Source organism: Rhizomicrobium sp. (assembly GCA_037200985.1).
Classification (GTDB): Bacteria; Pseudomonadota; Alphaproteobacteria; order Micropepsales; family Micropepsaceae; genus Rhizomicrobium.
This window is the reverse complement of sequence record JBBCGJ010000001.1, coordinates 3,686,229-3,708,886: the sequence shown is the minus strand read 5'-3', so window position 1 is coordinate 3,708,886 and position 22,658 is coordinate 3,686,229. Positions and strand designations below refer to the sequence as shown.

Below are 22,658 nucleotides of genomic sequence, written 5' to 3'. Positions count from 1 at the left end.
ATTTCCCTATTGGATGATGAAGCCGACGCCGGACGAAGCGTTGGGCTTCGCGGTACCGGCGGGCTTGTTGTCGTGGACGGCGTTGAGACGGCCGAGCAGGATGGTCTCCGGATCGGTCGGCGAGAGGAATCCGTCGGTCGGCAGCGCGATATTGGCCATCGCGGTCGGCGTGACGAGATAGGCCGTGATGACGATCACCAGCTCCGACTCGTCGTTCTGGAAGTCGCGGCTGCGGAACAGCGCGCCCAGGATCGGAAGATCCTTCACGCCGGGCAGCGCCTGAAGCACCTGCTTGGAATTGTGCTGCATCAGGCCGGCGATGGCGAAGCTGCCGCCCGAGGGAAGCTCGACCGTGGTCTGGGCGCGGCGCACCGACAGCGCCGGGATCGTCAGGCCCTGGGCCGTCGTCGTGCCCTGCAGCGTGAAGGCGCCGGTGTTGGTGAGCTCGCTGACCTCGGTGGAGACCTGAAGCGAGATGCGCCCGGCGCTCAGCACGACGGGCGTGAAGGACAGGCCGACGCCGAACTGCTTGAACTCGACGGTGACATTGCCCTGGTTGTCCTTAGCGACCGGAACCGGGAATTCGCCGCCGGCGAGGAACTTGGCGGTCTCGCCCGACACCGCGGTGAGATTGGGTTCGGCCAGCGTGTGCACCAGGCCGACCTGCTCCAGCGCCTGCAGGGCGCCCTGCAGATTGTTGGGCTGGAGACTGCAGCTGCCGCCCTGCTGGAACACGGTGAGCGGGTTCTGCACGGTGCTGCCGGTGGCGCCGTTGCAGATCTGGCCGATCTGGCCGCCGGTCAGGTCGTTGAGCGCGCGTCCCGTGAGCCCGAAGGCGGGCGCGGAGGAGCCCACCATCGGCACGCCGGCGACGATGGCGGCGCTGGCGATATCGACGCCGAACTGCTTGGCGATGTTTCGCTGCATCTCCGAGATGCGGACGCGCAGCATCACCTGCTCGCTGGCCGCGACCCGAAGCATGTTCACGACCTTGAGCGGGTCGCCCGCGAAGCGCGCCGCGACGTCCTGGGCGCGGGCGGATTCCTGCGCGCTGGCGACGGTGCCGGTCAGCACCACATTGTCGTTCATCGACGCGACCTTGATGTTCGCGTCGGGCATGTCGTTGCGGAGCATCGTGCCGAGATCGGTCGTGTCCTTCTCGACGCGGATGTCGATCGAGGCGAGCTGGCGGCCGGCGGCGTCGAAGAAGAAGGCGTTGGTCTGTCCGGTCTTGAGCGCGAGCAGGAAGATGCGGCGCGGGTTGCGCACCACGGCGTCGACGATGTCGGGGCTCGACACCAGCACGTCGCGCGCGTCGGCGTCGAGCTGCACCACGACGGCCTTGTTGGTCGACAGCACGATGCGCTGGCTGACGGTGCCGTTCCTGGTATTGATCGAGATGACGCGCACGGCGCCGTCGGAAGGCGGCGCGGCGACGGCGCTGCCGGCCAGGAGGCCGAGCGCGGCCAGGGCGAGCCCGAGAAGGATATTGCGCATCGTCACTCTTTCCTTCCGTTCGCGCCGTTCGGGACCACGCCGAAGCGGATGACGGTGACGCCGCTGCCGTCCGGCCCGTCGTCGTCGTTCGCCTGATTGGCCGCCATCGGCGTCGGCTTGGAGTTGTCGCCGAGCGCGCGCAGCGCCAGGCTGAGCGGGCCGCCGGCCTGCGCCTTCACCACGGTGCGCGCCTGGTCGGACGACAATTCGAGCGTCGCGGTCTTGGCCAGGACCACTTTCTGGTCCTTGTCCTGCTTGTAGGTCTGGTCCATCGCCAGCACGCGGATATTGGTGAGCACGATGCGGGCGCGGAAGCGGCGCGGCGTGTCGGAGATCTGCTCGGTCATCAGAAGATCGACGCGGTCGTTCGGCAGGATGAAACCGCCGGCGCCGGATTCGGTGGCGATCGGGATCGACACCGCGCGCATGCCGGGCTGAAGCGTGGCGGCCATGAAGCCCGCCGCGTCGCCATGCACGAACTTCGTCGCCGTCAACGGCTCGCCCGCCACCATCGGCGCGCGCACCACCGTGCCGGCGAGCGCGGCCTGGAGGTTGGGCGTGTCTTCATGGGTGAGGAAGCTCGAATCGATGTCGGATTTCGGCCATGTCTGCCAGCGCACCAGCGACGCGTCGAGCGGCTGGCCGGGCTGGAGCGGCACGGACGCGACGAGCACTTCGCTCGTGACGACCTGCGGCCTGGGCAGCATCGCCTGGACCTGCGGCGTGCCGCCGCCCATCAGACCGCGGACGATCAGCACGGCGGCGACCGCGGCGACGACGGCGAGACCGAGAACCAGCATGCGCGGCATGTTCATGAGCCCAAACTCCTTTGGGTGCGATCCGACCACGAACCCTTTAGAATTTGCTTAACATAAAGCCGTGCAAGCGAATCATGGCGCGCGATCGAGGATGCGTGCCGCTAGATCGCGGCGGCGATTTTGAAAATTTCCGTCTGCGGAAGAACGAGGAAGGCACCGGCGGCGAGCGCCACGCCGTACGGGATGCCGGCCTTGGCGTCGTGCAGGCGCGCGATCCAGTGCTGCGAGCCGAGAAAGACGGGAAGCGGCAGCCGCCGCATCGCGATGATGAGAAGGCTGAGGCCTCCGCCCATCACCGCGGCGACGAGCGCGTAGTCGAGCAGGTTGCGGAATCCCATCCACAGCACGACGCAGGCGAACAGCTTCGCGTCGCCGCCGCCGACATAGCCAAGCGCGAACAGCGTGAAGCCGACCGCGAGGCCGACGAAGCCGGCCAGCAGGTGGCCGCCGATCGCGGCGGGCGACAGGCCGGCGAAGATCACGAACGCCGCGAAGGCGGCGATCAGGGCGAGCTGGAGGAAGTTGGGGATGGTGAAGCTGGCAAGGTCCCAGCCGGCCGCGAGCGCCAGAAGGGCGGGCAGCACGATCAGGACGAGAAGCTCGGCAGCCATCCGCTTTCCCGTTCAAGAGGCATGCGAGCGGCCGCGCCCAGGCGGGAACGGCCGCACGCCAGACGTCCGTGCCAAAGAGCGCGAACGTTTACTTGATCTTGCCCGACACCGTGGTGAAGGTGGTCGACAGGTTGGTACCCACGACCTGAACGGCACCGATGATGACGACGGCGATGAGCGCCGCGATGAGGCCGTACTCGATGGCCGTCGCGCCGGATTCGTCACGCACGAAGCGAGCGAAAAGATTGTTCATGAAAGCCTCCACAAAATGACACCCTTGGACGTCCGGCCAGCATCAATTGCGAGAGACCAACCTGGACAGCCGTGAGTCTAGTGCGGCTGGCTTAACGACGGATTAAACTCGCAATCCTCACGATCCGGGACATGTACCGATATCGAACGGAATGGCCGGCCGGGAACATGCGTCAGGATTAATATCGGCGCATTGTTAACCGTCTCGCCCGAAACGCGGCGGTTCATCCGGGTTCCGCCGCCGAGCCGCGTTCACCGGACGCAGTCAATCATTCCCTCATCGCTTTGCGCTACCGATAGACGATGACCATCGCCCTTTCGATGTCCGGATGGCGCGCCGCCGCGTGGAGCGGCCGCGGCGCGGTGACGGCGGCCGCCGCGCTGCTGGCCTTCGCCGTGACCGCGTTCGCGCCACAGGTGCTGAACGACGGCGATACGTTCCTGCACATCGCGGCGGGACGCCGGATGCTGGACGATCACGCGATCCTGTTCCGCGATCCGTTCTCCTACACCTTCGCCGGCGCGCCGTGGGAAGCGCATGAATGGCTGGCCGAGATCGCGATGGCGCTCGCCTATGCGGCGGGCGGATGGAGCGGGCTGCTCGTGCTGTTCGCCGCCGCCGCGGCGGCGACCGTGTTCGTGCTCGCCGACGCGCTCGGCCGCTGGCTTGAACCCAGGGCGCAGGCCGCCGCGACCGTGCTGGCGATGTCCTGCATGACGGCGAGCCTGCTGGCGCGGCCGCATCTTCTGGCGCTGCCCCTGCTCGCGATCTGGACTGCGGAGCTCGTAACGGCCAGGAGCCGCAGGCGCGCCCCGAGCCTCGCGCTGCTGCCGGTGATGGCGATCTGGGTCAATGTCCATGCGAGCTTCCTGCTCGGCTTCGCGCTGGCGGGCGGACTGGCGCTCGAAGCGCTGCTCGAGGAGCGCAGCCTGCGCACGCTTCGCAGCTGGGGCGTCTTCGGGATGGCTTCGCTGGGCGCGGCGCTGATCAATCCGCATTTCGCGCAGGGCGTGGTCTTTCCGCTGACCCTGATGGCGACGCCGGCGCTCGCCGCCATCGGCGAGTGGCAGGCGACGCCGCTCACGCTGTTCCAGCCGATCGTGCCCGTTATCGCGGCGGCGCTCTATGTGATCGCGACGCGGCGGGTGCGCCTCTCGGCGGTGCGCGCGGCGATGCTGGTCGCGCTTGCCGTCCTGGCCTTCGCGCATGCGCGTCATCAGATCGTGTTCGCCGTGGCGGCGCCGCTGCTGCTTGCCGAGCCGCTGTCGCGGGCGTTCGGCAAGGTCCGCGAGGACCGGTCCAGGCTGTCGGTCGCGCTTGCGATGGCGGGTCTTCTGGTCCTTTGCGGGCTGCGCCTCGCCCTACCCGTCCTGCGCGGCGATTCCCCGGTGGCGCCGCAAAGCGCGCTGGCCGCCGTGCCCGCAACGCTGCGGGCGGAGCCGGTGCTCAACGATTATGCCTTCGGCGGCTATCTCATCTTCTCGGGCGTGAAGCCCTTCATCGATTCGCGCGCCGAGCTGTACGGCGAGGCGGCGCTCGAGAACTACGCCGCGCTGGCCAGGCCCGATGCGCTTCGCGCGACCATCCGCCGGTACGGCATCCGCTGGTCGATCCTGGATGCGTCCTCGCCGCTCGTCGCGGAACTCGACGCGATGCCGGGCTGGCGCCGGCTCCATGCCGACCGCTTCGCGGTCGTCCAGTTTCGGGACAGGACCGGCGATCCGGCGCGATGAAAAGTTAAGCCCTCTTTTACGCCGCGCGCGATACTTTGGCGGACAGCGAAACCCGGGATCACGCACATGCGCCGCGTCACTCTTGCCGCACTCGCCTTCAGCCTTGCCGGCACGACCGCCTTCGCCGCCGGCGTTTCGGTTCCGATGGACGAGGTGCGCACCGTCACCTTCGGCAAGCCGGTCACCACCGTCTATGTCGGCAATCCCTCGATCGCAGACGTCAACGTCATCGACTCGCGGCACGCCTTCGTGCTCGGCAAGTCCTTCGGCACGACCAACGTCATCGCGCTCGATTCGCAGGGCCGCGAGATCTCCAACACCTCCGTCACCGTATCGGGCGCGCGCGGCGCGACGGTCACGCTGACCCGGGGCGCGGCGCAGACGACGCTCGCCTGTTCGAGCTCGCGCTGCGAGACCGCGCCGCTGCCGGGCGATGCGCGCTTCTCCGACGTGATGGGCGACGTCTCGAAGCATCTCGACCTCGGCAGCAAGACCGCGCAATAGCGCCTTTCAGTTCACGATCGGATAGAGCACCTGGCGGCCGAAGCTCTCGGGCATGGCGGCGTCGTCGATGCCGTAATTCTCCGGCAGTTCGCCCTTGGGCATGTAGAACGTCCCGAACAGCACGTCGAAGAACGAGAAGGTGCCGGCGAAGTTCTTGCCGTCATGCTCGCGGGTATGATGCCAGCGGTGGAACACCGGTCCGGCGATCACGTATTTCAGCGGCCCCAGCGTCCAGTTGAGATTGGCGTGCACCCAGCCCGAGGTCAGCGTGTCGAGCGGCGCCATGATCAGGAAGATGTCCGGCGAGAAGCCGGCCATCAGCGCCAGCACGTCGACCAGCACGGTGCCGAGCAGCAGATTGACCGGGTGGAACCGCGCCGCCGACGTCCATTCGACGTCTTCCGAGGAATGATGGATGGCGTGATACTTCCACAGCCTGGTCATGTGGAAGAAGCGATGCGACCAGTAGAGCAGGAACTCGGTGCTGAGCAGATAGAGCACGAATTGCAGCCAGAACGGCAGGCGCGCGATCGGCCCGTGCCCGAACTCGAAGAACGCGACGATGCCCTGGGTGGTGTTGATGCCCAGCAGATAGACGGTCAGCAGCACCGAAAAGCCGATGCGGCCATAGCGCGTGAACACCGGCACGATGAACCAGTAGCACAGGTCGGTGACGAGGCCGCGCTTCTTCCACCACGGCGCGCCCGGATTGCACGGCGCGAACGCGCTCAGGCCCGCGAAGACCCCGCCCATGACGGCCATGTAGGGCAGCACGCGCAGCAGGGTGTGCGCGAAGCCGTTGACGATGTCGGCGGCCAGGGGACCGATCATGAAGGGGTTCCGTGCGGAGGCAAGACGAGCCTAAGTCCCAAATCCTTGCGCAAAACTTTCACCGCGCGACGCGCAGATTGGTGATCTGCTGGCCGATATTGTCGAAGGTGTCCGCGATCTGGCTGGCGCTGGTCAGATCGAAATACTTGCTCAGGTCGGAGGCGCAGTTCTGCAACACGGACGAATTGCCCTGCGTTCCGCCGATGTCGACGAACACGGCGTAGATGACGATCTTGTCCGCCTTGGCGTTGGCGCACACCTGCGACATGCGCGCGTCGATCTGGGACTGCGAGCTGGACCAGCGGTTCTGTGTGTTGAGGCCGTCGCTGAGGATGATGATGTAGCGCGCCGTGTTCGCCGGAAGGGACGGCGCGCTCAGCGGCGCGCCCGTGGACAGTGCGTGCCAGCCCCAGACCAGGCCGATGGCCTGGTTGGTGGTTCCGTCCGCCACCATCGCGTCGACCTTGGCGCTCAGCGCGCTCCAATTGTAGCCGAGGCTGATGAGCGATTGCGGGCAGGAGGAATATTGTTCCGCCACGAACAGGCTCGACGGCGTCGCGGTCGAGGGCGAGGTTTTCATGGCGTCGTAATTGTTGGTCGTATCGGGGCCGCTGTCATTGCCGCGGTCGTTGACGCAGCCGTTCCAGGTGTTGTGGTTCGTCCCCGTCCAGGTGCCGGTGGCGTTCTGGCAGCTGCTCTGCGTGGTGCGCCCCGAGATGTTGCAGCTGCCGCCGCCCAACCAGCTCGTGGTCCAGGTGCCGTGGGTGCTCTGGCATTTCGACTGATAGGTAATGCCCGAGATGTTGCACGAGCCGAAATACCCCCAGTCGATCCAGGAGGCGCTGGAGAACCCGGTTCCGACATTGACATCCTTGACGAAGGGCACGAGCGCGACCTGGACGTCGCCGGGCGTGGTCGATGCGTTCTGAAGCATGGTCAGCAGGCTGTGCGTCGCCGACCGCAGCGCCACGATCTTGCTGCCGGCGGCGGGATGCGGACACGGGCTCATGGCGTTGGGATTGGAGTCGGACTCGCACATCGATCCGGTGTTGTCGAGCACGAGGCTGACCCACAGCTTGGTCTGGCCCCACACCACGGTGGAGGAGCCGTTGACCGCGACGGTGCGGATGCCCGCCACGTTCATCAGCGTCGTCGGCATCGGCACCGAGGTCGAGACCGTGACCTGCTGACCGCTCGGTGTCACGACGAGGGGGCCCGGCGTGCCGAAGGCGGGATCGACCTTGTAGTTCGCGTTGAAATAGTTCTGCGCCTGGGTCTGCATCTGCGCCTGGCTCAGGCCGGGCGTGCTGCCGACCGACAGCGCCGCGGCGTCGAGCGCCTCGCTCAGCGCGGATTTCACGATCATGGCGCGCGCGAGGTCGAGGCCGGCGCCGGCCGCGATCACCACCGGAATGATCGAGATGGCGAAGATCATCGCGACATTGGCATTGCGATTGCGGAGAAACGCGCGGACGCGCCGGTCGGCGGCGCGGAATGTCTCGGCCAGGAACATGTCGGTCGTCTCGAAAGAGGGACAGCGGCCGCATCATCCTCCCGACGGTATGAAAATGAAGTTGCGATTGCGCGGCATGGTTAGGCGATCGTTAGCGATGCGCCGGACAGTCGCATCGAAATAAAGAAAGATTAGCGATGTGTGAACGCGCCGCCGCTTCGTAACCATTCGATGCGTCGTGTTGGCATTGCCTTAAGCGTTTGGAGAGCATGGTTGCGGCTTGTTGTTCGGATCGTCCCCGCGCCGGCCTAAGAACGGTCCGGGGCAAGAGGCTTAAGATCGAGTGCCGTGACAGGCGTCCCTTCCATATTCGCCAGAATCGCCGAGCGCGTTCGCCGCCGCGCGCGCCGCATGCGCGACGATTCGCGCAAAGGTTCCGCGGCGCTCGAATTCGGCATCATCGCGCCGGTGTTCTTCATCCTGCTCCTGGGCATCGTCGAGAACGGCGTGATCTTCTTCGCCGGATCCACGCTGCAATACGCGACCGACAACGCCGCGCGCTATGTGCGCACCGGCCAGGCCCAGGCCGCGAGCATGACGCAGGCCCAGTTCCGCACGCGGATCTGCAACGACATCGCGCCCCTCCTGGCCTGCGATTCGAACCTGCAGATCGACATGCAGGCCTATGCCGGCTATGGCGGCGCGACATTCTCCCCGCCGACCGACGCCAACGGCAACGTCAATCCCAATCTCAGCCACTACCAGCCCGGCGTCGCCTGCAACGTCGTGCTGGTGCGCGCCTTCTACACCTGGAAGGTGCTGACGCCGGGGCTTTCGGTTTTTCTCACCAACATCACCGGCGGCTATCACCTGATCACCGCGACCGCGGCCTTCCGCAACGAGCCCTTCAACGTCGCGGTGGCCGGATGCTGAACCTCATCGCCCGCTTCCGCCGCGCCAAGGACGGCCTGGCCGCCATCGAGTTCGCGATGCTGGCGCCGGTGCTGGTCGCGCTGTTCCTGGGCAGCATCGAATTGTGCGACGCGCTCGACTGCCAGCAGAAGGTCACCGGCATGGCGGCGACCGCCGCCGACCTCGTCGCCCAGGAGACGCAGGTCACCAACAGCGACATCTCGAACGTCTTCTCGGCGGTGAATTCGATCGTCTATCCCTATTCGGCGACGGGTCTGAAGATCGTGATCACGAGCATCGTCGACAATGCCGGCACCGCCAAGGTCGCCTGGAGCTCCGCGCAGAACGCGACGCCCAGAGTCACGGGCAGCACGATCGTGCTGCCGGCCGGCGTGATCTCCACCGGCGGAAGCGTGATCCTGGCCGAGGTCAGCTATCCCTATTCCTCGCCGGTCAGCGACTACATCACGGGCACGATCAACATGTCCGAGATCTTCTATGCCCGGCCCCGCCGCAGCACCATCATCAACCGCACGCCATAGGGCGGGCGCTATTTCTTCTTTTCCTCGCGCACCCGCATCAAACCCTCCTGGACGACACTGGCGACCAGCTTGCCCTCGCGGGTGAAGATCGAGCCGCGGTTGAAGCCGCGCGCGCCGGACGAGCTCGGCGAATCCTGGGCGTAAAGCAGCCAGTCGTCCATCTTGAAGGGATGGTGGAACCACATCGCGTGATCCAGGCTCGCCATCTGCATCGGCGAATGCCATGAGCGGCCATGCGGCAGGAGCGCGGTGTCGAGCAGCGACATGTCGGAGGCGTAGGCCAGCACCGACTGCTGCACGATGACGTCGTCCGGCACCGGCCCGGTGGCGCGGATCCAGACATTGTCGAACGGCTCGCGCGGCGCGCGGTCCATCCAATTGTCGAGGATGACGGGGCGCAACTCGATGGGGCGCGGCCGGCTCATCCAGGCCTTCTGCTCCTCCGGCATCTTGTCCAGCCATTGCTTGCGCGCCTCGTGCTCGTCGACCAGCGAATCGGGGCCGGGCACGTTCGGCATCTCGAACTGGTGCTCCAGTCCCTTTTCCGGGACCTGGAACGACGCCGACATGTTGAAGATCTGCTTGCCGTGCTGGATGGCGACGACGCGGCGCGAGGTGAAGCTCGCGCCGTCGCGGGCCCGATCGACCTCATAGAGGATGGGAACCTTGGGATCGCCGCCGCGCAGGAAATACGCGTGGAAGGAGTGGCAGACGCGGCCTTCGACCGTGCGGCTCGCCGCGACCAGCGCCTGGCCCAGCACCTGGCCGCCGAACACGCGCTGCATGCGGTCTTCCGGGCTTTGGCCGCGGAATATGTTCTCCTCGATCTTTTCGAGATCGAGCAGGTCGAGGACTTCGGCGATGGCGGTCTTCTTGGCGGGCTTGGTCATGCGGTTCCCCTTAAAGTCGGGCGGCGCGGCGTGCAAGGCGGACCCCGCGCGGCGCGAAATTCTTTGCCTGCCTCCTTCAATCCGTCATAAATCTTAGGCACTCCCTTCACGCGACCCGCGACGCGGGAGGTTCCAAAGGACATCCATGGCAAATCTGCTTCTCGACAAGGCGGCCCATCAGAAGCCGGCAACCACCAAGAGGGGCGCCCTGGAGCGGCTCTTTACCCTTATGTTTCAAGGGTTTGTATACAACCAAATCTGGGAGGACCCGGTCGTCGACCTGGCCGCCCTGGCGCTTATTCCGGAGCACCGGGTCATCACCATCGCGTCGGGCGGCTGCAACGTCCTGAACTACATCGCCGCCGATCCGGCGAAGATCATCGCCGTCGATCTCAATCCCAACCATATCGCGCTGACCAAGCTGAAACTCGCCGCGCTGGAGAGCCTTCCCAGCCACGACGCCTTCTTCCGCTTCTTCGGCCAGGCCAACGACAAGGCCAACCGCGCGGCCTACGACAAATATCTGCGCCCGAAGCTGGACGCCGAGACGCGGAAATATTGGGAGAAGGATCGTCCCCTGCGCGGCCGGCGCATCAACATGTTCGGCAAGAACCTCTACCGCTACGGCCTGCTCGGGCGCTTCATCGGAATCCTGCACGCCGTCGCCAAGCTGCACGGCAAGAAGCTCGAGCCCATCCTGGCGGCGCGCACGCCGGAGGAGCAGCGCCGGCTGTTCGAGCGCGATATCGCGCCCCTGTTCGACTACAAGTCGATCAAGCTGCTCTCCAAGAGCCCGGTCTCGCTTTATGCACTGGGGATTCCGCCGGCGCAGTATGACGAGCTGGTCGCGGCGGGCGATCCGGTCGCGGTGCTGCGCGAGCGCGTCGAGCGGCTGGCCTGCGATTTTCCGATCCAGGAAAACTATTTCGCCTGGCAGGCCTTCGGCCGCGGCTACGACGTCGAGCACCGCGAGGCGGTGCCCGCCTATCTGCAGCGCGAGACCTACAACTTCATCCGTACGCGCACGAACAAGGTCGAGGTGCACCACGCCTCGCTGACCGATTTCCTGCAGGCCCAGGCGCCCGGATCGCTGCACCGCTATGTCCTGCTCGACGCGCAGGACTGGATGAACCAGGACCAGATCACCGCGCTGTGGCGCGAGATCGACCGCACCGCGGACATGCGCGACGCGCGCGTGATCTTCCGGACCGCGGGGCCTGATTCGCCGCTGCCGCGCAAATTGCCGCCCGAGGTGCTGGCGCCCTGGACCTATCTGGAGGCCGAAAGCCGCGCCTGGCATGCCAAGGACCGGTCGTCGATCTATGGCGGCTTCCATGTCTATGCGCGCCGCAAGCCGTCGTGACGCGCCGATGACAGACCATGCCGCGCTGATGGACCGGATCTACCGGCGCCAGCGCTATATCTATGATTTCACGCGGAAATATTACCTTTTCGGGCGCGACAGGCTGATCCGCAAACTGGCCTTGAGGCCCGGCGCGCGGGTGATCGAGGTCGGCTGCGGCACCTCGCGCAATCTGATCAAGATCGCCCGGGCCTATCCCGACGCCGTCCTGTACGGGCTCGACGCCTCGGCGGAGATGCTGGAAACATCGGCCAAGGCGGTCGCGCGCGCCGGGCTCAAGGTCAAGCTCGTCCAGGCTTATGCCGAAGACCTCGGGCCCGGGCTTTTCGGCGAAAGCGAGCCGTTCGACGCGATCGTATTCTCTTATTCGCTGTCGATGATTCCCGATTGGCGCAAGGCGCTCGCCGCGGCGCAGGCGTCGCTGGCGCCGGGCGGGACGATACATGTCGTCGACTTCGGCGACCTGAAAGGGCTGGGGCGGCTGGGCGAAGGCCTGCTGCGGTTCTGGCTCAGCCTCTTCCACGTCACGCCGCGCGAAGAACTCCTGCACGGCATCGAGGCCGGCAGCGGCACGGGCAGCCTCGACCTGCTTGCCGGACGCTATGCCTTTGTCTGGACCGCGCAGCGGAGCGACGGGTTCTGGTCCGCCGAGCGCAGACCCGCCTGAAATCCTTTTTCGAACAAAGACTTCTTCCAAGTCCGAGGGCGGCCGGGCGCGGCGTATAGGGTGCGACAGTGCGCGAACCGCGTGCCGGCCGGGATCGGTATAGGCTCGCGCCGCGCTCCGCATTTCGGACGCACTGCACGCGTCAAAATATTCGACGCGGGAACGCTTGTTAAGTGCCGGCCCGCCTTGACAAATGCACCATTCGACGCGAACGGACCGAATTCGGTCAAATCCTGTTGCAGGCCGGTCACAGAGCGGCTGCAAACGGGTTTTCAAGACCCGAAAACGGCCGAATCCCAAAAGGGTAAGTGGAGACATCCGCTGCCGGCGTCGTTATAAGTCCACTGTCGTCCGAACGTTTAGGTGGGGGGGTCCCTGCCCGTCGGTATTTGAAGCGAGGATAGAAATGAAACTTCGTTCGATCGCCTTGACGGGCGTGGCATTGGCGGCGCTTAGCGTCGCCCCTGCAATGGCCAATGATACCCAGGGGTGGTATCTGGGCCTTGGCGCCGGCTACGATCACATGGACCCGATCCATGCGGTCACGGCTCCGCCGCTTTCAGCGCACGCCAATCTCGGACAGCAGGACGCGGGCCTGGTTGCCGGCTCCTTCGGCTACAAATGGGCCAGCGGCCTTCGCCTCGAATTCGAAGCGGGCTATTCCTGGCACGACCAGCACGAGCACAACCCGCCCTTCGCCGGCACGCTGAGCGGCACGAACCAGCTCAAGTCCGCCCTGGTGAACTTCCTTTATGACGCGAATCTCAGCGATCGTTGGAGCCTGTCGTTCGGCGGCGGCGTCGGCGCCGGCGCGCTCGACCTGTCCATCAAGGACTCGCTCTTCCCCGGCCTCAAGGTCATCCGCGGCCAGCATGTCGAGTTCATGTGGCAGGGCATCGTCGGCGTGAACTACGAGATCGATCCTTCCACCGAGCTGTTCCTCGACTACCGTTATCGCTCGGCCGAGATCGACCGCGACTACGTCTCCGACTTCGTGGCGATCGACCCGATCCATATCTCGCAGGCTCGCGAGCATGTGGCGATGATCGGCGTCCGCTGGTACGTGGATCAGGCTGCACCGCCGCCGCCGCCCCCGCCGCCTCCCCCGCCGCCGCCGCCTCCCCCGCCGCCGCCGGTCAAGACGTTCATCGTCTTCTTCGACTTCGACAAGTCGAACCTCACCGACAAGGCGCAGGAAGTGGTCGCGGAAGCGGTTCGCACCGCCAAGGCCAACGGCTTCGTCAAGGTGCTGGTCACCGGCCACACCGACACGGTCGGTTCGGACAGCTACAATCAGGCGCTGTCGGTTCGCCGCGCCCAGTCGGTCAAGGACGAGATGGTCCGCGAAGGCCTGGATGGCGGCGGCATCGAGATCGTGGGCAAGTCGTTCCACGATCCGCTGGTCCCGACCGGACCGGGCGTCCGCGAGCCGCAGAACCGTCGCGCGGTCATCGACCTCGGCGGCTAAGCAGTTCCTCGCTTCAGAATACGGAAAGGGCGGGCCTCACGGCCCGCCCTTTTCGTTTGGGGCCGGCGGCAGCGGCAAGGCAGGCCCGTGAAACAGGCTATCCCGGCCGGGCTGTCACCGGAAGGTCCCTCGTATCGTCAACGGCAGCAGGCCGCGCACGCGGCGGCGCAAGAGCCTCTCCGCGGGTCGCGCCCGAGCGCGATCCGTGGACGGCGACCGGCTTGCAAGTGTCGGTTCAATCCCGACCGAAATTGGTCAGGCCCGCGAGGCGCTTGCGACCGCGAAGGAAGCACGCGGAGGCGCGCATGCCCCTCCGCGGCTACGGGTCCGCACGGCCTTCGGCGTCGCGGCGCGCCTATTCCTCGTGCTTCAGCGTGATCACGCCGACGCCCGCGGCGATGTTGAGGCCGGTATTGCCCTGCACGCTCACCGGCTGCAGCGCGATGGACTTGTCGAGACCGCCGATCAGCACATTGGCGCCCAACCCGACGATGAACGTCGCGCCGGCCGTGGCGCCGGCATAATCGCCTTCCAGCGAGCCCGGACGGACATCCGACGTCGGCGCCACCACGCCCCAGATCAAGGTCGCGTTGTCGGCATAGCCGATGTCCACGCCGTATTTCGAGAACGTGCCGGTGTAGTGCTCGCCCGAGCCGCTATTGGGCGCATAGGTGCATTTAAGCTCCTTGGACGAGCCGAACAGAAGGCCGAAGCCGCTCGACACGTTGCAGGTCAGGCTGCCGACCTTGATGCCGGCGGGCGGCGGCGGCTCGGCAGCGGCGAGCACGATCGGCTCGTCGTCCGGCTGCGGCGGCCGCGGCTTGGGCCGCACCGACGGGCCGGCCTGGACGCCCCTGAAGGTCACATCGACCTTCACCGCGCAGGTATCGACCGGCGTCTCGACCTCGGTGAACCGCACGCCGGCGACGAAATCCCTGAGCGCCGGCTTGGCCGGCGCATTGGCGGCCGCCAGCACCAGATCGGCGGCCTGGCAGAAGCCGGCCGCGTCTTTGACGCGGCGCAGCTCCGCCTTCGAGGCCATGTCGGTCTTGAACAGGTTGTAGGCGGCGTCGCCGCGCGCGCCGCCCAGGACGCGCTTGAACATGGTGAGCAGAAGCTTGTCCGTACCGCGCAATTCGGCGCCGAAGGCCGTGCGATAGGCGTTGAAGCCGTTGCGGGTCGCATCGCCGCACGTCAGCGCGGCGTCCACCAATTGCTGGTCGACCACCGTCGTCTGGATGGCCGCGACCTCGGCCGGCTGGGCGCATTTGAGAACGGGCCTGCGCGCGGCCTCGGCGCTGCCGGCGCCGACCGCGACGAGAACCCCCAGGCAAATTCCCGCCTTCCATGCTTTTCCCATGCTTTTCTTGCTCGTTGTGCGGCTGCGGGCGGCACCTTAGCATCGGCTTTTCGGCGCTGCGAATGCGTCATGCACGCCTTGGTTAAGGTTCCGGCAGCGCCCATGCCCCTTCGAAAAAACCGCACCGCGCCGCCGGCCGTCGACCTGAAGGGCGAGGACGTCCATTGGGACTTTCGCGACGCGATGTCCTATGGCGACTATCTCGGGTTGCGCCAGCTTCTCGACTGCCAAAAGCCGCTATCGGGCGCGCATGACGAGACGCTGTTCATCGTCATCCACCAGGCGAGCGAGCTTTGGATCAAGCTCTGCCTGCACGAGATCGCCGCGGCGATCGGGCAGATCCGCAAGGACGAGCTGGGACCGGCCTTCAAGATGATGGCGCGCGTCAGCCGGGTTCAGGCACTTCTTATCCAGTCCTGGGAAATCCTGTCGACGATGACGCCGTTCGACTATGCGAGCTTCCGCGACAGTTTGGGAAAGTCGTCGGGCTTCCAGTCCTTCCAGTACCGGATGCTCGAATTCCGGCTCGGCAACAAGAACGCCGCGATGGCGCGCGTCTTCGAGTCCGACAAGACCGTCTCGACCCGGGTGCGCGCCGCGCTCATCGAGCCCAGCATCTACGACGAATCGCTGGCGCTTCTGGCGCGGCGCGGCCTTTCCATTCCGACGAACAAGCTCAGCCGCGACTTCGCCAAGCCCTATGCCGCCGATCCTCGCGTGACCGAAGCCTGGCGGGTCGTCTACCGCGATGCGCGGACCCATTGGGACCTGTACGAACTGGCGGAGAAGCTGGTCGACCTCGAATATCGCTTCCACCTCTGGCGCTTCAGTCACATGAAGACCGTGGAGCGCATTATCGGCTTCAAGCGCGGCACGGGCGGGACATCGGGCGTGAACTATCTGAAGAAGGCGCTCGACCTCACCTTCTATCCCGAGCTCTGGGCGGTCAGGGGCGAGATTTGAGGCCCTTAACCATCCTCCCCGCGTTCATTGTTACAAATCGGCACACGCCCTACAGTCCCACCGGGGCTATCAAACGGGTGGGAGACCCCAGATGAAGACCAAGACAGCCATTGCCGTACTTTTCGCGACAGCGTTGAGCGCCTGCGCGTCGCATGAACCGCCGCCACCACCGCCGCCTCCACCACCGCCATTCGCGCACCATGAAGCGGTCACGGTGTATTTCGACTATCAAAAGGCCAATCTCACCGCCACCGCCGCCGATCAGGTGGCCGGCTTCCTCGAGCAGGGCCATTCGGCCCCGCATCATGTGGTCGTGATCGGCTATTGCGACACCGCCGAGCATCACTGCAAGGACCTGTCGGTGCGGCGCGCCGATGCGGTCAAGGACGAGCTCGTCCGCCGCGGAATGGATCCCGCCGCGATCGACACCGGCGGCTCCGACGATCTTCTGGTGAAGACCGGCGACCATGTGCGCGAACCGCAGAACCGCCGCGCCGTCATCGATCCGCGCTGACCGGAATGGGGGCCCTATCGCATCTCAGGGTCCTCGATCTTTCCCGCGTGCTGGCAGCACCTTGGGCGACCCAGATCCTCGGGGATCTGGGCGCCGAGGTGATCAAGATCGAAAAGCCCGGCGAAGGCGACGAAACGCGCCATTTCGGGCCGCCTTTCGTGACCAATCCCGACGGCAGCAAGGGCGATGCGACCTATTTCCTGACCGCCAATCGCAACAAGAAATCGGTCACGGTCGACATGTCCAAGCCCGAGGGCCAGGCGCTGATCAAGCGGCTGGCGCGACGGGCGCATATCGTGGTGGAGAACTTCAAGACCGGCGCCCTGGCGAAATACGGCCTCGACTATGACGGCCTGCGCGCCCTGAACCCGGCGCTGATCTATTGCTCGCTGACCGGCTTCGGCCATGACGGGCCGTACAAGGACAAGGCCGGCTACGACTATGTCATCCAGGGCATGGGCGGGCTGATGAGCGTGACCGGCCAGAAGGACGGCGAGCCCGGCGCCGAACCGATGAAGGTCGGCGTGGCGGTCAGCGATCTGGTGACCGGGCTCTATACCGGAATCGCGATCCTGGCCGCGGTGATCCACCAGGCCCGGACCGGCGAGGGCCAATCGATCGACATGGCGCTGTTCGACTGCCAGGCGGCGGCGCTGGCCAACCAAGCGACGAACTATCTTGCCGGCGGCATGGTGCCGGGGCGCCTCGGCAATGCGCATCCCAATATCGTGCCCTATCAAGTGTTCGCGACGGCCGACGGCCATCTGATCCTGGCGACGACCAACGAACCGCAATTCCGCCGCTTCGCCGCCGTCGCCGGGATCGCGGATATCGCCGCCGATCCGCGCTATGCGACCAATGCCGAACGGGTGGCGAACCGCGAGGCGCTGGTCGATGTGCTCAAGCCCGTCCTCGCCCGGCGCACGACGGCGCAATGGATCGCCGAGCTCGAAGCCGCGAACGTGCCCTGCGGGCCGATCAACCGGGTCGACCAGGTGTTCGACGATCCGCAGGCCGTGGCGCGGCAACTGACGGTCGCCATGACGCATGCCACGGGACCGATGCTGCTGCCCGCCAGTCCCCTGCGCCTGTCGGCGACGCCGCCTGAGTACAAAAGCGCTCCGCCGCTTCTGGGCGAACATACCGACGAGGTTCTGGGCGGGGTGCTGGGCCTGTCGCTCGCGGAAATCGCGCAATTGCGCGACAACGGCGTCGTTTAATTGCCGCACGGCTCCGAGGTTTCGCAACGAAGGTTTCGCGCCGCGCGTTATCCTCGGCGTCATGATCTCGCCATGCCGCCGCCTGTCCGTCCTGTTCGCGCTGACCGCAGCGACGGTCGCGGTCGGACCGGCGATGGCGGCGCGGCTGGTGATACCGGAAGACAAGCCGGTCTTCTATAATGCCTATGCTTCGCCCGAGATCGCCCAGCCCTGGGCCAGCCGGCAGCCGGACACGCGCCTGACGGAGCGGCCGATCGGCGAGTTGATCGCCGTCAAGCTCGGCCTTGCCGACGGGCACGCCGAATTGTTCCGCTACCATGTCGACAATGCGCCGTCCGACAAGACCATGCTGGACGGCGTGATCGACGGCGGCGGGGTGAAACTCAAGCTGACCTGGTAGCTTTCCGAAGCCCGCCTTTTGGCGTATGGGAACGCGCGAAAACAGGCGGAAAACGCGATGTCCTACAAGGTGGCGGTGGTCGGCGCGACAGGCAATGTCGGCCGCGAAATGCTCAGCGTGCTCGACGAGCGCCTGTTTCCGGCGAGCGAAGTGGTGGCGCTGGCCTCGACCAGCTCGGTGGGAACCGAGGTTTCGTTCGGCGACAAGACGCTGAAGGTCAAGGCGCTCGACTACTACGATTTCAAGGGCACCGACATCGTGCTGATGAGCGCGGGCGGCGCGGTCTCGAAGGCCTGGGCGCCCAAAATCGCGGCGCAGGGCGCCATCGTGATCGACAATTCCAGCGCCTGGCGCATGGACCGCGACGTGCCGTTGGTCGTGCCGGAAGTGAACGCCGACGCGTTGAACGACATCAAGAAGGGCATCGTCGCCAATCCCAATTGCTCCACCGCGCAACTCGTCGTTGCGTTGAAGCCGCTGCACGACGCTGCGCGGATCAAGCGCGTGGTGGTCTCGACCTACCAATCGGTGTCCGGGGCGGGGCGCGAGGCGATGGATGAGCTGTTCCGCCAGACGCGGGCGGTGTTCGTCGCCGATCCGGTCGAGGTCGAGCATTTCACCAAGCAGATCGCCTACAACGTCATTCCCCAGATCGACGACTTCCTCGATTCCGGCCTGACCAAGGAGGAGTGGAAGATGATGGTCGAGACGCAGAAGATCCTCGATCCCGACATCCAGCTCACCGCGACCTGCGTGCGCGTGCCGGTGTTCATCGGCCACAGCGAGGCGGTCACCATCGAGTTCGAGCAGCCGATCACCGCCGACAGGGCGCGCCAGATCCTGCGCGCCGCGCCGGGCATCCTGGTCGTCGACAAGCGCGAGGACGGCGGCTATGTCACGCCGATCGAATGCGCCGGCGAGGACGCGACCTATGTCAGCCGCATCCGCAAGGACCCGACGGTCGAGCACGGGCTGTCGCTGTGGATCGTGGCGGACAATCTGCGCAAGGGCGCGGCGCTGAACGCGGTGCAGATCGCCGAATGCCTGATCAACCGCAAGCTGTTGAGGGCGGCGTGACGCCGGCGGACTTCGCCGCCCTGGTCGCGCGCTTCGCCGCCGCGGCGACGGCCGGCGACGGCAAGGCGCTGGCCGCCTGCTTCACGCCGGACGGGACCTATTTCGACTATATCTATGGCGCCCATACGAGCCGCGACAGCATCGCCGACATGCTGGAAAACCTGTTCCATCGCGACGCAACGGAATATGACTGGACGTTCTTCGATCCGGTCGTGAACGGCGACATCGGCTATGCCCATTCGCTGTCGACCTTCATCTCGACGGTGCCGGACTATGCCGGCCGCGAGGTGGTGATCGACGGCATCAGCCGCTTCGTCCTGAAGGACGGCCTGATCGCCGAATATCATGAGAGCGTGAACGGCGGCGTGGCGCATGCCCAGCTCGGGATCGCGCCGGAGCGCATGGCGAAGGTCATGGCGCGCTGGGCCAAAAGGCTGCGCGAGCGGCCGGATGTCGAGGCCTATCGTGCGGCGGTTCGCGCACGCCACGCCGGCGCGCAAAACCGGTAATCTGCCGCCCGGCGAAAATCGAAGGACCTGCCATGACGACGATACGGCCGCGCCGCTCGGTGCTCTACATGCCGGGTTCGAACGCCCGCGCGCTGGAGAAAGCGCGTACGCTGCCGGCCGATGCGCTGATCCTCGATCTCGAAGACGCGGTCGCGCCCGACGCGAAGGACATCGCACGGCAGCAGGTGTGCGACGCGGTCAAGGCGCGCGGCTTCGGCAAGCGCGAGATCATCGTACGGATCAACGGCCTTGCGACGCCCTGGGGCGAGGCGGACCTCAGGGCCGCGACCGAGGCGCAGCCCGACGCCATCCTGGTGCCGAAGATCTCCACGCCGGCCGACCTGCACGCGATCGGGGAACGGCTGATCCAGTACCGGCATCTGCGAAACATCGCGGTCTGGGCGATGGTCGAAACGCCAGCGGCGATCCTGAACATCGCGAGCATCGCGGCGGCCGGCGGGCAGCTCGCGGCCTTCGTCATGGGGACGAACGACCTGATCAAGGAAATCCGCGGCGTCCATACACCGGACCGGATGAACCTCGCCGCTTCGCTCGGCCTGTCGGTCCTGGCGGCACGGGCGAACGGGCTCGCCGTCATCGACGGGGTCTATAACGACATCGCCGATGCGGAAGGCTTCCGGGCGAGCTGCGAACAGGCCCGCGCCTTCGGCTTCGACGGCAAGACGCTGATCCATCCGTCCCAGGTCGAGCCCTGCAACGCCGTGTTCGCGCCTTCGGCCGGAGAGGTCGAGGCGGCGCGCAAGGTGATCGCGGCGTTCGAGCTGCCGGAGAACAAGGGCAAGGGCGCAATCAAGCTGGACGGGCGGATGGTCGAACTGCTGCACGCCGAGATCGCGCGCGGCACCGTCGCCATGGCGGACGCGATCGCCGAACTGGGGACGTAGCGGGGTATCGGAATGAAGACGAATGTCGGCAATTTCTTCGAGGACTTCCATGTCGGGCAGAAGATCGCGCATGCCACGCCGCGCACCCTGACCCACGGCGATGCGGCGCTGTACCAGGCGCTCTACGGCTCGCGCTTCGCGCTGCAGTCGTCCGATTTCTTCGCCCAGGAAGTCGGCCTGCCGCGCAGTCCGCTGGACGACCTGCTCGTCTTCCACACCGTGTTCGGCAAATCCGTGCCGGACATCTCGCTGAACGCCGTGGCCAATCTCGGCTATGCCGAGGGGCGGTTCCTCAAGCCGGTTTATCCCGGCGAGACGCTGTCGGCGCATTCCGAAGTGATCGGCCTTAAGGAGAATTCCAACCGCCAGACCGGCGTCGTCTATGTCCGCACCACGGGCATGAACGAGAAGGACGAGGGCGTGCTCTCCTATGTGCGCTGGGTGATGGTGAAGAAGCGCGATCCGGAGGCCGCCGCAAAGCCCGCCGTCGTGCCGACGCTGGCCGAGGCGGTCGCGGTGGAAGACCTGCGCATCCCCGGGCATCTGAAATACGACACGCTGTTCAACACCGAGCAGTCCGGCGCGAAGCATCTGTGGGACGACTATGCGATCGGCGAGAAGATCGACCATGTCGACGGCGTCACGGTGGAAGAAGCCGAGCACATGATGGCGACGCGGCTCTATCAGAACACCGCGCGGGTGCATTTCAACCAATATGCCGAAGGCCAGGGCCGCTTCGGGCGCCGGCTGATCTATGGCGGCCATGTCATCAGCCTGGCGCGCGCGATCTCGTTCAACGGGCTGGGCAACGCGCTGACCATCGCGGGGATCAATGGCGGGCGGCACGTCAATCCGCTGTTCGCCGGCGACACGGTGTTCGCGTGGAGCCAGGTGCTGGACAAGCAGCCGCTCGCCCATCGCAAGGATGTCGGCCTGCTGCGGCTCAGGCTGGTCGCGACCAAGAATCTGCCCTGCGCCGAATTCCCCGACCGCGGCGACGACGGCGCCTATCCGGCGGGCGTCATCCTGGATTTCGACTATTGGGCGGCGATGCCGCGCGCATGAGCCTTCTCGAGCGGTATCGCGCCTCCATCGCCAAGGGCGAACTGAAGAAGGACGCGGCGCAGGAGCGCGCGGCGGCGAAGCTTGCCGCGCTGGCCAGGGCGCTGAAATCCTGGCGGCCGGGGCGGCGGTTCTTCTTCGCGGCGCCCAGGCCGCCGCGCGGACTTTACCTCTGGGGCGATGTCGGGCGCGGCAAGTCCATGCTGATGGACCTGTTCTTCGCCGAAGCGCCGGTCGCGCAAAAGCGGCGCATCCACTTCAACGAATTCATGATGGAGACCCACGCCGCGATCCATGCCGAGCGCCAGCGCGGCGGCGGCGACCCGATCCCGCCCGTGGCGCGCGGCATCGCGGAGGCGGCGCGGCTTCTGTGCTTCGACGAATTCCAGGTGACCGACGTGGCCGACGCGATGATCCTGGGCCGGCTGTTCGAGCAGCTTTTCGAGCGCGGCGTGGTGGTGGTGGCCACCTCGAACACGCCGCCGGACCGGCTGTATGAGGGCGGGCTGAACCGCCAGCTTTTCCTGCCCTTCATCGCGGAGATCGAGCGGCGGCTCGACGTGGTCGAGCTCGACGGCGCGGTCGATTATCGCCTGCACCGGATTTCCGGCCTCAGCGTCTATCTTTATCCCCTGGGGCCGAAGGCCGATGCGGCGATGGACGCCGCCTGGCTCAAGCTCACCGACCGCCAGCAGGGCGCGCCGCAGAACCTCACCATCCTGGGACGCACGCTGCGCGTGCCGCAGGCCGCCAAGGGCGTGGCGCGGTTCGGGTTCGAGGATCTCTGCGCCCAGCCGCTGGCGGGCGCCGACTATCTCGCGGTGGCGCGGGCCTTCCATACCGTGCTGATCGACCATATCCCCCGGCTGGGCGCGAACCAGCGCAACGAGGCGCGGCGGTTCGTTCTGTTGGTCGACACGCTTTATGACGAGGGCGTCAAGCTGATCTGCTCGGCCGATGCGCCGCCGGAGGAGCTTTATGTCGCCGGCGACGGCGCCGACGCCTTCCGCCGCACCGTGTCGCGCCTGCACGAAATGCAGAGCGAGGACTATCTGAAGCGCGGCCATGGCGTTCGCGGCGACGCGGTCGCGGCTGTATAGTCGCAA

The 22,658-nt window shown here is 66.2% G+C and carries 24 protein-coding genes; 16 read left to right on the top strand and 8 right to left on the bottom strand.

The genetic code is table 11. The features are described from left to right. Positions 1-6: 6 nt before the first annotated feature. From WDN01_18315 to WDN01_18300, 4 genes are all read right to left on the bottom strand, one after another. Positions 7-1,497 carry a type II and III secretion system protein family protein gene (locus WDN01_18315; protein MEJ0027985.1) on the bottom strand — a complete coding sequence of 497 codons (1,491 nt, stop codon included), beginning with the start codon at positions 1,495-1,497 and terminating at the stop codon, positions 7-9. Positions 1,498-1,499: 2 nt separating this feature from the next. Next, positions 1,500-2,312: a Flp pilus assembly protein CpaB gene (gene cpaB, locus WDN01_18310; protein MEJ0027984.1), complete on the bottom strand. Its 813-nt coding sequence runs from the start codon at positions 2,310-2,312 to the stop codon at positions 1,500-1,502. A gap of 104 nt (positions 2,313-2,416) precedes the next feature. Further along, positions 2,417-2,926 (bottom strand): prepilin peptidase, encoded by a 510-nt coding sequence (locus WDN01_18305; GenBank protein ID MEJ0027983.1) that lies wholly within the window; start codon positions 2,924-2,926, stop codon positions 2,417-2,419. Positions 2,927-3,014: 88 nt separating this feature from the next. Further along, positions 3,015-3,179, bottom strand: a complete 165-nt coding sequence (locus WDN01_18300) for a Flp family type IVb pilin (protein ID MEJ0027982.1) — start codon at positions 3,177-3,179, stop codon at positions 3,015-3,017. Between the two features lie 302 nt (positions 3,180-3,481). Here WDN01_18300 and WDN01_18295 point away from each other — a divergent pair, with 302 nt between their 5' ends. Next, positions 3,482-4,912, top strand: a complete 1,431-nt coding sequence (locus WDN01_18295) for a hypothetical protein (protein ID MEJ0027981.1) — start codon at positions 3,482-3,484, stop codon at positions 4,910-4,912. A 66-nt stretch (positions 4,913-4,978) separates the two neighbouring features. Next, entirely contained in the window at positions 4,979-5,416 is a 438-nt protein-coding gene (locus WDN01_18290; protein ID MEJ0027980.1) for a pilus assembly protein N-terminal domain-containing protein, read from the top strand. Positions 5,417-5,422: 6 nt separating this feature from the next. Here WDN01_18290 and WDN01_18285 read toward each other — a convergent pair whose 3' ends face one another. Next, positions 5,423-6,247 (bottom strand): sterol desaturase family protein, encoded by an 825-nt coding sequence (locus tag WDN01_18285; GenBank protein ID MEJ0027979.1) that lies wholly within the window; start codon positions 6,245-6,247, stop codon positions 5,423-5,425. A gap of 58 nt (positions 6,248-6,305) precedes the next feature. Further along, entirely contained in the window at positions 6,306-7,760 is a 1,455-nt protein-coding gene (locus WDN01_18280; GenBank protein MEJ0027978.1) for a TadE/TadG family type IV pilus assembly protein, read from the bottom strand. 351 nt (positions 7,761-8,111) lie between these two features. Between WDN01_18280 and WDN01_18275 the strand changes: the two genes are divergently transcribed. Together WDN01_18275 and WDN01_18270 are read left to right on the top strand one after the other, a co-directional pair. Next, complete coding sequence (locus tag WDN01_18275) at positions 8,112-8,633, top strand: TadE/TadG family type IV pilus assembly protein (GenBank protein ID MEJ0027977.1); 522 nt, start codon at positions 8,112-8,114, stop codon at positions 8,631-8,633. Beyond that, positions 8,627-9,154 (top strand): TadE/TadG family type IV pilus assembly protein, encoded by a 528-nt coding sequence (locus tag WDN01_18270; protein MEJ0027976.1) that lies wholly within the window; start codon positions 8,627-8,629, stop codon positions 9,152-9,154. Before WDN01_18275 ends, WDN01_18270 begins: the two co-directional genes overlap by 7 nt. 8 nt (positions 9,155-9,162) lie before the next feature. On the opposite strand, the gene tesB is transcribed toward WDN01_18270, so the two are convergent. Next, entirely contained in the window at positions 9,163-10,044 is an 882-nt protein-coding gene (gene tesB, locus WDN01_18265; protein ID MEJ0027975.1) for an acyl-CoA thioesterase II, read from the bottom strand. A gap of 145 nt (positions 10,045-10,189) precedes the next feature. On the opposite strand from tesB, the gene WDN01_18260 reads away from it, so the two are divergent. The 3 genes from WDN01_18260 to WDN01_18250 all read left to right on the top strand — a co-directional run bounded on the left by WDN01_18260 (position 10,190) and on the right by WDN01_18250 (position 13,542). Continuing rightward, positions 10,190-11,407: a DUF3419 family protein gene (locus WDN01_18260; protein ID MEJ0027974.1), complete on the top strand. Its 1,218-nt coding sequence runs from the start codon at positions 10,190-10,192 to the stop codon at positions 11,405-11,407. 7 nt (positions 11,408-11,414) lie between these two features. After that, positions 11,415-12,074, top strand: a complete 660-nt coding sequence (locus WDN01_18255) for a class I SAM-dependent methyltransferase (protein MEJ0027973.1) — start codon at positions 11,415-11,417, stop codon at positions 12,072-12,074. Positions 12,075-12,480: 406 nt separating this feature from the next. Beyond that, complete coding sequence (locus tag WDN01_18250; GenBank protein ID MEJ0027972.1) at positions 12,481-13,542, top strand: OmpA family protein; 1,062 nt, start codon at positions 12,481-12,483, stop codon at positions 13,540-13,542. A gap of 355 nt (positions 13,543-13,897) precedes the next feature. Here WDN01_18250 and WDN01_18245 read toward each other — a convergent pair whose 3' ends face one another. Further along, positions 13,898-14,902: a DUF992 domain-containing protein gene (locus WDN01_18245; protein MEJ0027971.1), complete on the bottom strand. Its 1,005-nt coding sequence runs from the start codon at positions 14,900-14,902 to the stop codon at positions 13,898-13,900. 102 nt (positions 14,903-15,004) lie between these two features. Between WDN01_18245 and WDN01_18240 the strand changes: the two genes are divergently transcribed. From WDN01_18240 to zapE, 9 genes are all read left to right on the top strand, one after another. Further along, a complete protein-coding gene (locus WDN01_18240) occupies positions 15,005-15,865 on the top strand; it encodes a tryptophan 2,3-dioxygenase family protein (GenBank protein MEJ0027970.1) in 861 nt (286 codons plus the stop codon). Positions 15,866-15,956: 91 nt separating this feature from the next. Next, positions 15,957-16,379, top strand: a complete 423-nt coding sequence (locus tag WDN01_18235; GenBank protein ID MEJ0027969.1) for an OmpA family protein — start codon at positions 15,957-15,959, stop codon at positions 16,377-16,379. Between the two features lie 5 nt (positions 16,380-16,384). Then, positions 16,385-17,599 (top strand): CaiB/BaiF CoA-transferase family protein, encoded by a 1,215-nt coding sequence (locus tag WDN01_18230; protein ID MEJ0027968.1) that lies wholly within the window; start codon positions 16,385-16,387, stop codon positions 17,597-17,599. A gap of 61 nt (positions 17,600-17,660) precedes the next feature. Further along, a complete protein-coding gene (locus WDN01_18225) occupies positions 17,661-17,999 on the top strand; it encodes a hypothetical protein (protein MEJ0027967.1) in 339 nt (112 codons plus the stop codon). 57 nt (positions 18,000-18,056) lie between these two features. Beyond that, positions 18,057-19,076, top strand: coding sequence for an aspartate-semialdehyde dehydrogenase (locus WDN01_18220; protein MEJ0027966.1), 1,020 nt, complete (start codon positions 18,057-18,059; stop codon positions 19,074-19,076). Continuing rightward, the gene (locus WDN01_18215; protein ID MEJ0027965.1) at positions 19,073-19,585 is read left to right on the top strand and encodes a nuclear transport factor 2 family protein; all 513 of its coding nucleotides are present in this window, start codon (positions 19,073-19,075) and stop codon (positions 19,583-19,585) included. The genes WDN01_18220 and WDN01_18215 overlap by 4 nt, the downstream gene beginning before the upstream one ends. A gap of 32 nt (positions 19,586-19,617) precedes the next feature. Further along, positions 19,618-20,490: a CoA ester lyase gene (locus tag WDN01_18210; GenBank protein MEJ0027964.1), complete on the top strand. Its 873-nt coding sequence runs from the start codon at positions 19,618-19,620 to the stop codon at positions 20,488-20,490. Positions 20,491-20,502: 12 nt separating this feature from the next. Then, positions 20,503-21,555, top strand: a complete 1,053-nt coding sequence (locus tag WDN01_18205) for a MaoC family dehydratase (protein MEJ0027963.1) — start codon at positions 20,503-20,505, stop codon at positions 21,553-21,555. Next, positions 21,552-22,652, top strand: coding sequence for a cell division protein ZapE (gene zapE, locus WDN01_18200; GenBank protein MEJ0027962.1), 1,101 nt, complete (start codon positions 21,552-21,554; stop codon positions 22,650-22,652). Before WDN01_18205 ends, zapE begins: the two co-directional genes overlap by 4 nt. Positions 22,653-22,658: the final 6 nt, after the last annotated feature.